13 protein-coding genes are annotated in these 14,623 nt (G+C 33.0%); 4 read left to right on the top strand and 9 right to left on the bottom strand.

Annotation, left to right across the window (positions count from 1 at the left end; genetic code table 11):
• Positions 1 to 117: 117 nt before the first annotated feature.
• Together FUA26_RS06160 and FUA26_RS06155 are read left to right on the top strand one after the other, a co-directional pair.
• Entirely contained in the window at positions 118 to 804 is a 687-nt protein-coding gene (locus FUA26_RS06160) for a polysaccharide biosynthesis/export family protein (protein ID WP_246109087.1), read from the top strand.
• Between the two features lie 15 nt (positions 805 to 819).
• Entirely contained in the window at positions 820 to 3,192 is a 2,373-nt protein-coding gene (locus FUA26_RS06155) for a GumC family protein (protein ID WP_147133090.1), read from the top strand.
• Positions 3,193 to 3,312: 120 nt separating this feature from the next.
• Here the strand turns inward: FUA26_RS06155 and aroB are convergent, their stop codons facing one another.
• On the bottom strand, positions 3,313 to 4,380 hold the full coding sequence (gene aroB, locus FUA26_RS06150) for a 3-dehydroquinate synthase (RefSeq protein WP_147133087.1): 1,068 nt from the start codon (positions 4,378 to 4,380) through the stop codon (positions 3,313 to 3,315).
• Positions 4,381 to 4,476: 96 nt separating this feature from the next.
• Between aroB and FUA26_RS06145 the strand changes: the two genes are divergently transcribed.
• Entirely contained in the window at positions 4,477 to 5,652 is a 1,176-nt protein-coding gene (locus FUA26_RS06145; RefSeq protein WP_147133085.1) for a proline dehydrogenase family protein, read from the top strand.
• 28 nt (positions 5,653 to 5,680) lie between these two features.
• Here the strand turns inward: FUA26_RS06145 and FUA26_RS06140 are convergent, their stop codons facing one another.
• From FUA26_RS06140 to FUA26_RS06125, 4 genes are all read right to left on the bottom strand, one after another.
• Positions 5,681 to 6,745 (bottom strand): SDR family NAD(P)-dependent oxidoreductase, encoded by a 1,065-nt coding sequence (locus tag FUA26_RS06140; RefSeq protein ID WP_147133082.1) that lies wholly within the window; start codon positions 6,743 to 6,745, stop codon positions 5,681 to 5,683.
• 180 nt (positions 6,746 to 6,925) lie between these two features.
• Complete coding sequence (locus FUA26_RS06135; RefSeq protein WP_147133079.1) at positions 6,926 to 7,519, bottom strand: sugar transferase; 594 nt, start codon at positions 7,517 to 7,519, stop codon at positions 6,926 to 6,928.
• Between the two features lies 1 nt (position 7,520).
• Positions 7,521 to 7,874 (bottom strand): hypothetical protein, encoded by a 354-nt coding sequence (locus tag FUA26_RS06130; protein WP_147133076.1) that lies wholly within the window; start codon positions 7,872 to 7,874, stop codon positions 7,521 to 7,523.
• A gap of 29 nt (positions 7,875 to 7,903) precedes the next feature.
• Positions 7,904 to 9,103 (bottom strand): alanine dehydrogenase, encoded by a 1,200-nt coding sequence (locus FUA26_RS06125; RefSeq protein ID WP_147133073.1) that lies wholly within the window; start codon positions 9,101 to 9,103, stop codon positions 7,904 to 7,906.
• Between the two features lie 184 nt (positions 9,104 to 9,287).
• Between FUA26_RS06125 and FUA26_RS06120 the strand changes: the two genes are divergently transcribed.
• Positions 9,288 to 11,714, top strand: a complete 2,427-nt coding sequence (locus FUA26_RS06120; protein WP_147133070.1) for a TonB-dependent receptor domain-containing protein — start codon at positions 9,288 to 9,290, stop codon at positions 11,712 to 11,714.
• Between the two features lies 1 nt (position 11,715).
• Here the strand turns inward: FUA26_RS06120 and FUA26_RS06115 are convergent, their stop codons facing one another.
• From FUA26_RS06115 to porX, 4 genes are all read right to left on the bottom strand, one after another.
• Positions 11,716 to 12,237 carry a hypothetical protein gene (locus FUA26_RS06115; RefSeq protein WP_246109086.1) on the bottom strand — a complete coding sequence of 174 codons (522 nt, stop codon included), beginning with the start codon at positions 12,235 to 12,237 and terminating at the stop codon, positions 11,716 to 11,718.
• The gene (locus FUA26_RS15675; RefSeq protein ID WP_186826870.1) at positions 12,200 to 12,343 is read right to left on the bottom strand and encodes a hypothetical protein; all 144 of its coding nucleotides are present in this window, start codon (positions 12,341 to 12,343) and stop codon (positions 12,200 to 12,202) included. The genes FUA26_RS06115 and FUA26_RS15675 overlap by 38 nt, the downstream gene beginning before the upstream one ends.
• A 207-nt stretch (positions 12,344 to 12,550) precedes the next feature.
• Positions 12,551 to 12,967: a tRNA (adenosine(37)-N6)-threonylcarbamoyltransferase complex ATPase subunit type 1 TsaE gene (tsaE, locus tag FUA26_RS06110; RefSeq protein ID WP_394344912.1), complete on the bottom strand. Its 417-nt coding sequence runs from the start codon at positions 12,965 to 12,967 to the stop codon at positions 12,551 to 12,553.
• 82 nt (positions 12,968 to 13,049) lie between these two features.
• Complete coding sequence (gene porX / locus FUA26_RS06105; protein WP_147133061.1) at positions 13,050 to 14,603, bottom strand: T9SS response regulator signal transducer PorX; 1,554 nt, start codon at positions 14,601 to 14,603, stop codon at positions 13,050 to 13,052.
• Between the last annotated feature and the right edge of the window lie 20 nt (positions 14,604 to 14,623).

Raw genomic sequence — 14,623 nt, 5'->3', positions numbered from 1 at the left:
AAATTATTATTTTCCCCAAATATTTTTAATTGTATGATCACCTATTTTAATAGATGCAAGGTGCTATGCCTTTGCATTGTTATACTAACGCTTACATCGTGCTATACCAAAAAAGATGTGGTGTATTTTCAAAATGCTAAAAATTTTGAAACCATTGTGGATACTGATACCTTTAAAGCCAAATTAAAAATTGGCGATATTTTAAGTATTAATGTATCTACTTTAAACCTTGAAGTCACCAAACCTTATAATTTAGTGGAGGCCACTGGTGGTGATGGTGGAGGCCAGTTAATTGATTATCTTATTGATGCCGATGGTAATATTGATTACCCCGTGTTAGGTAAGATAAAAATGATAGGCCTTACGGTTGAAGAAGCCAAAGCACTTTTGAAAAAGAAATTTGAACAAGGGCAATTATTAAAAGATCCGGTGGTAATTATGCGTATAAAAAATTACCGCGTAAGTATTTTAGGTTGGGTAAATAACCCTGGTGTGTACCCTATAAGTGGTGAACGTATTTCTATATTAGAAGCCATTGCTATGGCAGGCGACCTTAATATAAATGGCAAGCGTAAAGATATTATGGTTATTAGAGACTTTAATGGCACGAAAACTTACACTGAGATAGATTTAACGAGTAAAGAAGTATTTAATTCGCCCGTGTTTTATTTAACACAAAATGATATTGTGTATGTAAAACCAAACAAAGGCGGTATTAGTAGAGCATCTGGAGATTCACGTATTGGCGTTATATCATCAGTGGCCGGTATTATAGTTAGTTTAGCAGTTATACTTACCCGATAAGACAATTACTATTATATGGAACCTTTAAACCAAACACCTAAAGGAAACGGATTTCAAAATTTTGATCTTAAAAAGTTTATAAGCGGATATACCAAACATTGGAAGTGGTTTGCACTTTCGGTATTAATTTGTTTAGTATTAGCCTATTTTCAAATGCGTTCTTTAGTGCCTGAATATACTGCCATGGCTAAAATTATGGTGTTAGACGATGGTGAAAATGAAACCGGAAAAGCGGCTATTAAAGATTTAACTATTTTTTCAGGCGATGATGCTGCTAAAATAGATGACGAAATTCAGGTTATAAAATCTAGAGAATTTTTAAGAAATATTGTTGATAAACTCAATTTAAACATTCAGTATTTTTCAATTGGTCGTGTTAAAGATTACGAATTATACACCAATAAACCGTTTCAAATAAACTTTATAGCTTCTGATTCATTAATTAATGAAGTGGGTTTTACGTTTTATGTTGAAGCGACATCTAATACAAACTTTAATTACAGACTGCATGAGGACGATGCCCCCAAACAACTGGCGTTTGGTGAAAAGGTAGACACGCATTTTGGCGGCATGATTTTAACCCCTAATAATAATATTAGTGGGTATGTTAATCAAATTATTAAAGTAAATATTATACCTGTAGAGCGTGTTGCACAAAGTTTAAAAAATAGAATAGGTGTGTATCCTAGTGGGGAATCATCAAAGGTATTGAATATTACTATGGATGACCCCGTAGAGAAAAAAGCCATTGATATTATTGGGACACTTATTGATGAATATGACACGGCTTCTATTAATAAAAAACGACGACAAGCTATAAATACTGCCAACTTTATTAATGAGCGTGTGCAATCTATTGCCTCTGATCTTGAAAATGTAGATGATAGTATTGTAGGATATAAATCGCGCAACCGTATTGCTGATATTGCAAGTACTTCTGAACAAGCATTTACGTCTAGTGTTCAAAATGAAGAGCTTATTCAAAATGCGAAAACGCAATTACGCTTGTTAGATTATATGGGAGGTGCTTTAGGTGATAACCCGTATGAGAGTATTCCATCAAACATTGGTGGGGGTGATGCCGCTATAAACAATATGGCAAGCCGCTATAATGAGTTACTAGCGCAACGTAGTAATTACCTAAAAAGTGCCGGTGAAAATAATGCCGTTGTGGTTGAGCTAGATAATACGTTGGGACAAATTCGTGGAAATTTAATGCAAAGTATTAATAATACCAAGCAAACCTTAAACATACAATTAGGAGCTTTACAAAGTAGTTCGCGTAAAATAAACTCTAAATTATATTCTGCGCCTAACCAAGAACGTACACTGCGCTCTATACAACGTAAGCAAGGCATTATAGAATCTATGTATATTTTTCTATTAGAAAAACGTGAAGAGGCCCACATATCTATTTCGTCCATTTCACCTAAAATTAAAATAGTTGAAAGTCCGTATAGTTTAGGAAGTTTTATAGCACCACAACCTACGGTGCTTATTTTTGGCGCCTTCTTTTTAGGCTTGTTTATTCCGTTTAGTATTATATATGTGAAAGATTTATTAGATACTAAAATTCATAATAAAGAAGATTTACAGCAGGAAATTTCTAATATGACCGTTTTAGGAGAAATACCAAACTTTGGAAAGAAAGCCAATGGTTTGGTAAGACGAAACGACCGCTCTATCATGTCGGAGTCTTTTAGAATTATTCGTACCAATATTGATTTTATAACTAAAGGCAGACAGGTTAAAGATAACGATAATGTTATTTTTGTTACCTCTACTATTAGTGGTGAAGGGAAATCGTTTGTAAGTTTGAATTTGGCCCTTACCATGGCTAATTCTGGAAAGCGTGTATTGCTAATTGGTGCTGATATTAGAAACCCACAAATTTTTGAAGCTATTAAAAGTAAAGTAAATACAGAAGCGGCTGAAACGGGTTTAACCGATTATTTGGTGGATGATGCTGTAACCATTAAAGATACAGTAAACTCTTACACTATGAATGAGGTTACTATAGATATTATGCTGTCTGGTAAAATACCACCAAACCCTGCAGAGTTGTTAATGAGCAACCGTATGAAAGCATTATTTGAGAATGCATCAAAAGAATACGATTATGTTATTGTTGATACAGCTCCTGCTATGTTAGTTACCGATACGTTGTTGATAAGCCAGTACGCCGGCCATACTATTTATGTTACTAGAGCAGGCTACACTGAAAAGCGTATTTTAAACTTTGCTAAAGAACTGCATGCTGATAATAAGTTAAACGGTATGATGCTTGTAGTGAATGATGTACAAGAATCTAATTTTGGATATGGTGGTAGTTATGGGTATTATGGTACTCCACAAAAGAAAGGCTGGTTTAGAAAAGGGAAGGCTTAAAAGCTAAGGATAATTATAAATAAAAAAACGTCTGTGATTTTATAATTGCAGACGTTTTTTTGATTTTTAAAGTATTGGATTGCTTTACGGTGTTAGTAATGACGACATTATTGTTACTAATTAACTGGCGTAATATTCAAACGCATCAATAATGATATCATTATCAACTTTGCAATCTATTTTTGGTTTACCTATAGCTTCTAACAATACAAAATTGATATTGCCATGGTTGTTCTTTTTATCATATTTAAGAAGCTCCATGATAGGTGCGTATTCATCTTTGTTTATAGTGACTTTTCCGTAGTAACTTATAAACAGTGTTTTTATACTATCAGTTAATGCCTTAGGAAAATTAGTTAATTCGGTAGAAATATAACAGGCTAAAATCATACCTATTACAATAGCTTCACCATGTAAAAGTGTGGTTTTATTGGGGTTGCTTAAAAAATACGACTCTATAGCATGACCAAGTGTATGGCCGTAGTTTAGGGTTTTGCGTATACCATCTTCAAACGGGTCTTCGTCTACTACGTTCTTTTTAATAATTACCGATTCATAAATCAGCATATCTAAATCTGCTAATGTTAATGCCGATAACTCTTGAAATTTTTGCCAATACGCATCACTGCTAATGAGGCCATGTTTTAACATTTCGGCTAAACCAGAACGCATTTGGTTTGCGGGTAATGTATGCAAAAAGTTAGGGTCTATTAGTACCATATCAGGATCACTAATAACACCAATTTGATTTTTTAAGTGCCCTAAATCTACACCCGTTTTACCACCCACCGATGCATCTACCATTGATAATAGGGTAGTAGGTACATTAACATAGGCAATGCCTCTTTTAAAAGTGCATGCTACAAAACCGCCAAGGTCTGTTATAACACCACCGCCAATGTTTATCATTAAACTTTTTCTGTCGGCATCCAAGTCTGATAGTGTGTTCCATACACCCACACAGGTATCTATTGTTTTGTGTATTTCGCCAGATTCTATTTCAATAATTTCAATAGCTATATCAGTATGTAATTGTTCTAAAAATAGTGGTAAACAATGGGTATGGGTGTTTTCATCAACTAAAATGAATATTTTAGAAAAATTATGCTGTTGTATATGCGCATTTATAGCCGTATAACACGTTGTATTGAAATGAATTTTACAATTTTTGTAAGTAATAGAATCCATAAAAAAAGTTAAAATTTTTAAAGCTGTGAAATTACGGCGTTTTTATATAAAATGGTAACATAAGGTTAATTATATTTGCCGAAAATTTTAAAGATAATGCAACAAAACAATCAAATTTTTGATAATACTGAAATTGCTTTTTCATTAAAGAACGATGCGCAATTAGAACGTGCTTATTTTTTGTTTAAAATGATTTCTATTGAACCCTTGGTTAGAATAGGTACAGCGGCTACTAATTTTGCATTAAAAGCCCATTTGCCCATTGAAGGTTTAATACGTTCTACAGTGTTTGATCATTTTTGTGGTGGTGTTAATGAAAACGATTGTTTGCCCGTTATTAATGCTATGTATGATAAAGGGGTGAGTTCTGTTTTAGATTATTCTGTTGAAGGTAAAAACAACGAAGCGCATTTTGATACAACCCTAGAGAAAATACTATACATTATTGAATTCGCTAAAAATTTAGAGGCCATACCCATTGCTGTTTTTAAGCCTACGGCTTTTGGTAAAATTAGTTTATACGAAAAAGTAGGCGCAGGTACCCCCTTAACTGAAGTAGAACAAGAGGAGTGGCAACGTATTGTAAACAGGTTTGATGCTGTTTGTAAAAAAGCGAAAGCTTATGATGTGGCTATTTTAATTGATGCCGAAGAAAGCTGGATGCAAGATGCGGCCGATGGGTTGGTTACACGCATGATGAAAACCTACAACACAGAAAAAGCCCTTATTTTTAATACCTTACAAATGTATAGGCACGACCGTATGGCGTTTCTTAAAAAAGAACATGAAAAAGCTGTTGCCGAAGGCTATTTTTTAGGGTATAAACTGGTACGTGGTGCGTATATGGAAAAGGAAAATGATAGGGCTGAAGACCGTGGTTATACATCACCTATATGCAAAGACAAATTTACAACTGATGAAAATTTTAATGCGGGTTTAAAATACATTATGGAACATATTGATACCATTGCCTTATTTGCGGGTACACATAATGAGAATAGTTCTTATTTACTTATGGATTTAATGAAGGCGCATAATATTGCTAATAACGATCCTAGAGTTTGGTTTGGACAATTATATGGTATGAGTGATCATATTAGCTTTAATTTAGCACACCGTGGTTATAACGTGGCAAAGTATGTACCTTTTGGCCCTGTGAAAGATGTGATGCCGTATTTAATTAGAAGGGCTGAAGAAAACACATCGGTTGCAGGACAAACGGGACGCGAATTGGCGCTGCTAACAAAAGAAAAAAAACGTAGAAAGACCTAATGTAGCGTGGTGATTACTACCTTATAACTTATAAGGATGCTTGTAATAACGCTTTGATACTTTGGGGATTTGTATGGGGTTTTACAGATTTAAACACCGCCATATCAATATTTTTATTGGTTGCTGTGTCTGTTTCAACTTTATAAATTGCCTTGTTTTTGGTAGGTATTAAGGTTTCATTATCAGCAACTAATGTTTCTGAAAATTTTTCACCAGCTCTTAAACCTGTAATGGTAATGTTTCCGTGTATGGTTTTATTGTGAAGCTGTAAAAGCTTGGTAGCAATATCTATAATTTTAATAGGTGCCCCCATATTAAAGCTATATAGTGTATAAGCTTTGTTGTTAAAGCTAGCTATTTGCAAAATACCTGAGCAAGCATCTTGTATAGCTATGAAATAGCGCGTAATATTTTCGTCTGTAAGGGTTAACGGCACACCCAAGGCTATTTGTTGTTTAAATTGGCATACCACCGAACCATTTGAACCAAAAATATTACCAAAACGGGCTGTTGTAAAGCGTGTGCTGCTTTTATGGGATAATGCTTGTATATAATTTTCGGCTATTTTTTTGCTCATACCCATAATACCAGACGGATTTACAGCCTTATCGGTAGATATAAAAACAAAGGTTTGTACCTTGTATGTGTGCGCTACATCGGCTACATGTTTAGTGCCTAAAATATTTACTCTTACAGCGTTGTAAGGAGCGCTTTCCATAAGCGGTACATGCTTATATGCCGCTGTATGAAATACCAGTGTGGGGTTGTGCGTTTTAAATAGGTTTTCTAAGGCTTCGGTATCTAAAATATCTAAAAGCACATACGTTATATGCTTATTTGTAGTATGTTCTAAAGCTTTACTAAGGTTGTATAGTGGCGATTCTGCAATATCAACGGCTATTATTTTTTTTGCATTTGAAGTAGCCAAACGTTTTGTTAACGCACTGCCTATTGTGCCAGCAGCACCTGTTATTAAAATGGTATCTTCAGAAAAATTAAACGTGCTATTTTGTGGAATATTTGGGATTTGTGCAGCACCCTCTTCGCAGGTATTAAAAAGGTGGTCTAAATAATGGGATGTATTTGGGGTCATGTATATTTTAAAATTAAATGGCGCTTGTTAGGATAAATATACGATGTTTTAACTTTAAGTGTGTTGGCTTTGAAAAGAATGTGCTATCTCAAGATGTTATATTCACATGGATTTAACTAGTAATGATTTTTTTACAAACAACGCTACATTATAGTGTTTAAAAAGGGTTTTATTGAAACGCTATTTGGTAACAACGGTTATAATAGTTTGTAAAATGAGCTTTATATCTAATAATAAACTTTGTTGTTTGATATAGGTTTTGTTGTAGCGAAGTTTATCAGGCATAATGGTATGTATAAAATACTGCTCTGGGTTATCGGCGGCCTCTAAAAGTTCTACTTCATTGCGGTATTTTAATGACGCGAGCCCCGTAATACCTGGGCGAACAGCAAAAATTTTCATATCATCTTCACTATAGAAATTAACATAATACCGTAATTCTGGTCGTGGCCCTACAAAACTCATATCGCCTTTTAAAATATTGAATAACTGCGGAAATTCGTCTAATTTATAGCGCCTTAAAATATAGCCTACTTTGGTTATTCTAGTATCATTATTACCAAGCGTTAACAATCCTGAGGTTTCAGAACGTACGCGCATGGTTCTAAATTTATAAATATTAAAGTCTGTATTGTTTTTACCAACACGCTCTTGTATAAATAATATAGGGCCTTTAGAGTCTAATTTTATAAGTAGTGCAATAACAGCTAATAAGGGCGCTGTTACAATGATACCTAGTGCCGAAAAAACAATATCAAAACCACGTTTTAGCATGTTACGGGGCGTGGTTAAAATGCAAAACTGTGGCAGTGCTATCACAGTTTTGTATGGTTAATTCATACATATAATCATTATGCTGGCCTTCAATAAAATAAGTGCCACAAGGTGTTTGCCTTGGGTTGCTTTTTGAAAACACCACGTTGCCTGTATTTAAAACCTGTTTAATAGCTACAGAATCTTTAATAAATGTTGGGGTATAATCTAAAGTTTTTGCATGTATGTTTTTTAAAACACGTGCTTCAGGGCCGTAGCTACATGATGTTTTTTTGCCGCTTAAAAAAAAAGCTAAAATGATTAAACCTACTGAAAAGCCACCCAAATAGTAGCCTAAACGTTGCATTAATTTCATGTATTGTGTATTACTTTTGTAAGCGCTATTTAAAAAATGAGCAAATTGGCATCGTTATAGCTTAAATCAAACCATTCACCAACGGGTTTGCTTGTTAAAATGCCGTGGTAAAAATACAATCCATTTCTTAAACCACGGTCTATTCGCAATGAATTTTCTAAGCCACCATCTTCAGCAATTTGCATTAAATAGGGTGTAAAAATGTTACTTATTGATACTGAGGCTGTTTTTGGGTATCTAGCAGGAATGTTAGGTACGCAATAATGTACAACACCATGTTTTTCAAAGGTAGGATTTTTATGTGATGTTACTTCACTGGTTTCAAAACACCCGCCCATATCAATACTTACATCAATAATAATAGCCCCTTTTTTCATGGTTTGTACCAAGCTTTCAGAAACTACTATAGGCGATCTGTTTTTACCTCTTACAGCTCCAATAACCACATCGCAACGTTTTAAAGCTTTGGTTAAGTTTTTGGGTTGAATGGTAGAGGTGAAAAATGGACGCCCCAAATGTGTTTGAATACAGCGTAGTTTGGTTATAGAATTATCAAAAACCTTAACGTTTGCTCCAAGGCCCATGGCACCTCTTGCTGCAAATTCGCCTACAGTACCAGCGCCTAAAATAACTACTTCTACGGGTGGTACACCACTTATATTGCCAAACATAAGGCCGTTACCTGTATGCGGGTTTGATAATAACTCGGAAGCAATTAATACCGAGGCTGTACCAGCTATTTCACTTAACGATTTTACGGCAGGATATGTGCCGTCAGCATCTTTAATGAATTCAAAAGCAAGTGCCGTAATGCGTTTTGCTGCAAGGGCTTCAAAATATTTTTTCGTTTGTGTTTTTAATTGTAGTGCCGATATTAATATAGTACCTGGGTTTATAAGTTTTATTTGTTCTAACGTAGGTGGTTCTACCTTTAATATCATGGGGCAAGCAAAAACCTTGGCAGTATCTTTGGTTATTTCTGCACCAGCTTCACTATAATCTTTATCAGTAAAACTAGCACCTTCGCCTGCGCCAGCCTCCAACAATACTCGATGCCCATTGTTTACTAAGGCATAAACAGCATCGGGCGTTAAACAAATGCGTTTTTCTTGAAAAGCGGTTTCTTTGGGGATACCAATAAATAAATCACCTTTCTTTTTAAAAATTTCTAGCGTTTCTTCTTGAGGTATAAGCTGTTGCTTAGTAAAAGGCGATAATGGATTTGACATGGTTTAGTTTGTTTATAAAAATCAAATTACAAATAATTTTTTGAATGCTAATTAAAACAAAATATATTTATTTACTAAAAAAATAATAATATGATAAAAGGTATAGTTTAATTGATGTATTCTGTGGTTTTTCCGAAGTGCTTATGTGTTAAATTATGTATTTTTGTAATTAGAATTTAACCTAATGATAAAAAAAATACTACTCCTCTCTATTATCTTTCTTAATAATATAGTGTTTTCTCAAGCATATACAGTAACAGGTAAGGTTCTAGACGAGAAACAAACACCTGTAGCGTTTGCTAATGTTGTTTTAATGCAGGATGCTATTGTTATTAAAGGTACAACGACTCATGAAAATGGTGATTTTGTATTTGAAAACATTAATAAAGGATCATATAAACTTAAAATAAGTTTTTTAGGTTATGAAGCGCACCAAAAAAACCTACAAATATTTAGCACTACTAGTTTAGGTGTTGTTACATTAAAAGATGCTACAGAAGCACTTGAAGGTGTTACAGTGGTGGCTAAAAAACCAACTATAAAGCGTATGGTTGATAGGTTGGTTTTTAATGTTGAAAACTCTACATTATCAAACAATACCATGTTAGATGTGTTAAAGCATACACCCGGTGTTTTGGTGTTTGACGGCCGCATAACTATTAAAAATTCAAACCCCACGGTTTATATAAACGACCGTAAAGTACATTTATCGGCTAGTGAAGTTATGCAGCTTTTAGAGGCTACACCTGCCAATACCATAAAATCTGTTGAAGTTATTACCAATCCGCCCGCAAAATATGAAGCCGAAGGTGGCGCTGTTTTAAATATTGTAACAACTAAAAATTTAGTAGCTGGGTATCATGGTAGTGTTTATGGTAATTACAAACAAGGTTTTCAGTTTCCTAAGTTTTCATACGGTACGAGTCACTTTTTTAAAACAAACAAATTAAACACGTATCTTAATTTTAGCGATAGCCCGCAAAAGGCCTATAGAAACAATGATGAGTTTGTGAATTTTTATACTAATAACACCCTAACAACTTCTTGGGAAACAGACTATAAACGCACCAGGCAATCGGCTAATAAAACAATAAATGCTCATATTGATTATGACATTGATGCTAAAAATAGTTTGAGTTTTAACACAAACCTGCTGATTTCTCCCAGAACACCATCGCAAACAGATGTAGATTCATTTACAGAAGTTTTTGATGCTAATAAAAATTTAGATTCTACATTTCATACAACAAATAATGCTGTGTTAGAGCTTTTTAATATGGCGTTTACGTTAGATTATAAACACCAATTTAATAAAGAAGGCGCACAATTATCGGCTAGTTTGCATCATACTAATTACGATTTTTCAAATTTTCAAGATGTAAATACAGGGTATTTTTTACCCAATGCCATTACTGCTTTTAGAAATAATAAATTCCAAACCTTTTCAAGTCAGGTTATAAAATTAAGTACGGCACAAACTGATTTTGAATGGCCATTACCTAATAATGCCTTGTTTGAAACAGGGGTGAAGGTATCTACTATTGATTCAGAAAGTGTTTTAAATCAGTTTTCATTTGAAAATGATATTAAACAAGACGATATTGATAACTCTGATGTTTTTAATTATGATGAAACAAATTATGCTGCCTATGTAAGTTTTGAAAAAGATTGGAAAACGTGGAGTTTTAAAGCCGGTTTTCGGGGTGAATACACCGATATTTCTAGTGTATCAGCATCACTGCACCAAACGAATACCAATAACTATTTTAAGTTATTTCCATCATTCAACCTTTTACATAGAATACATGAAAACCACGAAGTATATTTTAATTATAAAAAACGGATTTATAGACCAAGATATAACCAATTAAATCCGTTTAAATTCTTTTTGAATGATAACACGTATATAAGTGGAGACCCTAATTTATTACCGCAAATAGACGATGTATATACGTTAGGGTATAATTTAAATAACACATTTACATTTGAATTGTATTACCGTTATGAAAATAATCCTGCTTTAGAAGTGAGTTTTCAAGATAATGATGAAAACCTTATTAAATACATTAGTACTAATATTGATAATAGTGTATCATACGGGTTTGACTTTACAACTTATACACCAATAATTAAAGATTGGAGTGTGTATGTGTTATCTAGTATTTTTTATTATGATAATAAGTTTGTGGCTTTAGAAAGTGATAATGCAGTATTAAATTTTGAAAAGTGGACATATTTAATGCAGATGGTAAATTATTTAAGCTTTTTAAAAGATAAAAGCTTGAGTGCTGAAGCATCATTGTTTTATATCTCGCCAATAGTTGATGGCCCATCGGAAGCAAGCTCTCGATTGGGTGTGGATGTGATTTTTAGAAAAGCCTTTTGGAACAATAAGGCCTCTGTAAGCCTGGGAGTTACTGATATTTTTAATACGCTTAATTTTAATTATAGTACCAATTATTTAAACCAAGATATTTTAACAAAATCTAATATTGAAAATAGACTTTTTACTTTAGGATTTCATTATAAATTTGGTAATACCAAACTAAAAACTAATAAGCGCATTATTGAATTGGAAGAACGTGACCGTTTGGAACGTAATGATAAATAAATTAAAAGTATTGCCTTATTTTTTGCCAGAAATTTTTTGGTGATAATTTTAACTCATCTTCTAATTCTTCTAAAGATTTTTCAGCATCGTTAATTTTATTAAAAATACGTGCTCTAATTAAATATATTGAAGGAATAAAAACAGCCATAACAGGTATTAAATATACAAGTTGGTTAGAATCAAAATATACTTGGTCTTCATTTAGGGTGTTGAATAATTGGTAAGCATACATGGCTATGGGCACTAATAATACATGGTACCACCAATGCCTACACGTAAAAAACCATAAAACAAGTAAAATTAAGGGAATAGATTTACTTGTAATAATCCACATAGCCACATTGGCGTCTTCATAATAACCACTGTTGTATGTAAATAAAAAAGTGTTCCAAACTTTTTCGTTTGGAACACTTTCATATAGGTAGAATAAATAAGGCGTACTAGCTATTATGGTAGCAACAATACTGCCTATTATTAAGCCTTTTTTATCCGTGTGTTGGAACTTTGATTTTTCTTTTGTCAACTTTTGCTGTTTCTGCTCCATTATCGTTAAAAGAATCAGCTGCTTGTGCTAAAAATACCATTCCTCCGAAAATCGCTAAAGCGATTAAATACTTTTTAGTTTTCATGTTTTTAAGGGATTTAAATTAATTAATTATTTACCCCAAAAGTAGCCAAAGACTAAACTTAAGTATGTGTCAAAATGTTAAAGAAATGTTAAAAAGAGGGTTTTTGTATAATTTCACTATGGTTTTTCCGTAAATCAAAAAAAAACACTTTAAAACATTTGGTTTAGCGTAACAAATTCAGCGTTATTCTGCTTTTTTTTTTGTTGGTTAATGTAATTTTAATGTTCTTGAATTGTCAGGATTCATAACAATATCAATTCTATTAAAATGATCATCTATATTTTTTTCTATTAATTCTGGCCATTCAATTAGTTTGTAGTTTTCACTATATAAATAATCTTCAATGCCAAAATTATAGGCTTCTTCAATATCTTTTATTCTGTACAAATCGAAATGATATACTAACGTATCAGTATTTGTTTCATATTCATTAACAATTGAAAACGTAGGACTGCTCACTTCATCATTACTTCCTAAACATTTTACTAAATGTTTTACTAATGTGGTTTTACCCACACCCATGTTACCATATAGTAGTATTGTATTGCTAGTTAAATTGTTAACTACATTTTGTGCTATAGCCGCAATGTTTTCAATGGTGTAATTAATTTCCAAAATGCACATATTTTAATGCAATTATAAGCATATAATTTTAAATTTCCTAGTTAAAATTGTATTTCATCGGATATTTTATGCGTTACATGGATTATTTTGGGTTTAATACTGTAAATGGAATTATCATTTCTTCCATTGAAATACCACCATGTTGATACGTGTTTCTGTAGTAACTTACATAATGGTTGTAGTTATTGGGGTAGGCAAAAAACGAATCGCTTTTAGCAAAAATGAAAGAACTACTCATGGTTATAGACGGTAAATGCAATGCTTTGGGGTTTTTAACTTCAAAAACTTCTTTGGGGTCATAGGTTAAACTTCTTCCGGTTTTGTAGCGTAAATTTAAACTGGTTTCCCTATCGCCAATAACTTTTGATGGGTTTTTAACGTTTATAGTACCGTGGTCTGTTGTTAAAATAAGTTTAAACCCTAATTGTTGCGCTTGCTGTATCATATCTAATAAAGGCGAATTTTTAAACCAACTTTGGGTTAAAGACCTGTAAGCTTTATCATTTGAAGCTAATTCTTTTACAACTTCCATTTCGGTTTTAGCATGCGATAGCATGTCAACAAAATTGTAAACTACCACCGTTAAATCGTTGTTTTTTAAAGCACTGAAGTTTTCTGCTAGTTTTTTTCCGTTTTTTAAATTGGTTATTTTGTGGTATTCATAGTTTAAGTTGTTTAAACCTAGACGTTTCATTTGTGCGTTTAAAAAATCGGCTTCATGTAGGTTTTTGCCTCCATCATCGGTGTCATTTTTCCAAAATTGCGGAAACAAGGTTTCCATATCACTTGGCATTAAACCTGAAAAAATGGCATTTCGCGCATATTGTGTTGCTGATGGTAAAATGCTAAAAAAGGCGTCTTCTTTTTCTTTTTTGTAATAGTTACTTATTATGGGTTCAAATGCTTTCCATTGGTCGTACCGTAAATTGTCAATAACCAACAATAATGTAGGTTGTTTGGGGGTTATTTCGGGCACTACTTTCTCTTTAAATAATGTGTGAGACATTACGGGGGCATTAGTATTAGCCTCAAACCATTTGGGGTAGTTTTTCTCTATAAATTTACCAAATTGTATGTTGGCTTCGTTTTTTTGAGATTCTAAAATTTCAAACATTCCGGTGTCTTCAATATCTTCTAATTGAATTTCCCAGTAAATTAGCTTTCGGTATAATTCCACCCATTCATCATAGGTGTTAACCATGGCCAAATCCATAGCTATTTTTCTAAATTCTTGTTGGTAATTAGACGTTGTTTTTTCAGAAACCAGTCTAGAATGGTCTAAATTCTTTTTTAAACTTAAAAGTATTTGGTTAGGATTCACAGGTTTTATTAAATAGTCTGCTATTTTATTACCAATAGCCTCTTCCATGATGTATTCTTCTTCACTTTTAGTAATCATTACAACGGGTAGGTTGGCTTTTTTTTCTTTAATTTCATTTAAAGTTTCAAGGCCTGTTAACCCGGGCATGTTTTCGTCTAAAAAAACAATATCAAAAGCTGTATCATTTAAAGCATCTAAAGCTTCGGTGCCGCTTTTACATGTGGTAACTTTATAGTGGCGTTGTTCTAAAAAAATAATATGGGGTTTTAGTAAATCTATTTCATCATCAACCCAAAGTATATGTATTGTATTCATTAAAGCTTTCTATTATATGT

The organism is Seonamhaeicola algicola (assembly GCF_007997385.1).
In the GTDB taxonomy this organism is placed as follows: domain Bacteria; phylum Bacteroidota; class Bacteroidia; order Flavobacteriales; family Flavobacteriaceae; genus Seonamhaeicola; species Seonamhaeicola algicola.
The sequence above is the reverse complement of the archived record's forward strand: the minus strand, read 5'-3'. Positions and strand labels throughout refer to the sequence as shown.

What these genes read in the sequence shown, in the direction of transcription:
- FUA26_RS06125 (WP_147133073.1), bottom strand. Translation starts at nt 9,103, where the DNA reads ATGTCAAATCCATTATCGCCTTTTACTAAGCAACAGCTTATACCTCAA.
- FUA26_RS06130 (WP_147133076.1), bottom strand. Translation starts at nt 7,874, where the DNA reads ATGAAATTAATGCAACGTTTAGGCTACTATTTGGGTGGCTTTTCAGTA.
- FUA26_RS06155 (WP_147133090.1), top strand. Translation starts at nt 820, where the DNA reads ATGGAACCTTTAAACCAAACACCTAAAGGAAACGGATTTCAAAATTTT.
- aroB (WP_147133087.1), bottom strand. Translation starts at nt 4,380, where the DNA reads ATGGATTCTATTACTTACAAAAATTGTAAAATTCATTTCAATACAACG.
- porX (WP_147133061.1), bottom strand. Translation starts at nt 14,603, where the DNA reads ATGAATACAATACATATACTTTGGGTTGATGATGAAATAGATTTACTA.
- tsaE (WP_394344912.1), bottom strand. Translation starts at nt 12,967, where the DNA reads ATGTGCATTTTGGAAATTAATTACACCATTGAAAACATTGCGGCTATA.
- FUA26_RS15675 (WP_186826870.1), bottom strand. Translation starts at nt 12,343, where the DNA reads ATGAAAACTAAAAAGTATTTAATCGCTTTAGCGATTTTCGGAGGAATG.
- FUA26_RS06145 (WP_147133085.1), top strand. Translation starts at nt 4,477, where the DNA reads ATGCAACAAAACAATCAAATTTTTGATAATACTGAAATTGCTTTTTCA.
- FUA26_RS06120 (WP_147133070.1), top strand. Translation starts at nt 9,288, where the DNA reads ATGATAAAAAAAATACTACTCCTCTCTATTATCTTTCTTAATAATATA.
- FUA26_RS06140 (WP_147133082.1), bottom strand. Translation starts at nt 6,745, where the DNA reads ATGACCCCAAATACATCCCATTATTTAGACCACCTTTTTAATACCTGC.
- FUA26_RS06135 (WP_147133079.1), bottom strand. Translation starts at nt 7,519, where the DNA reads ATGCTAAAACGTGGTTTTGATATTGTTTTTTCGGCACTAGGTATCATT.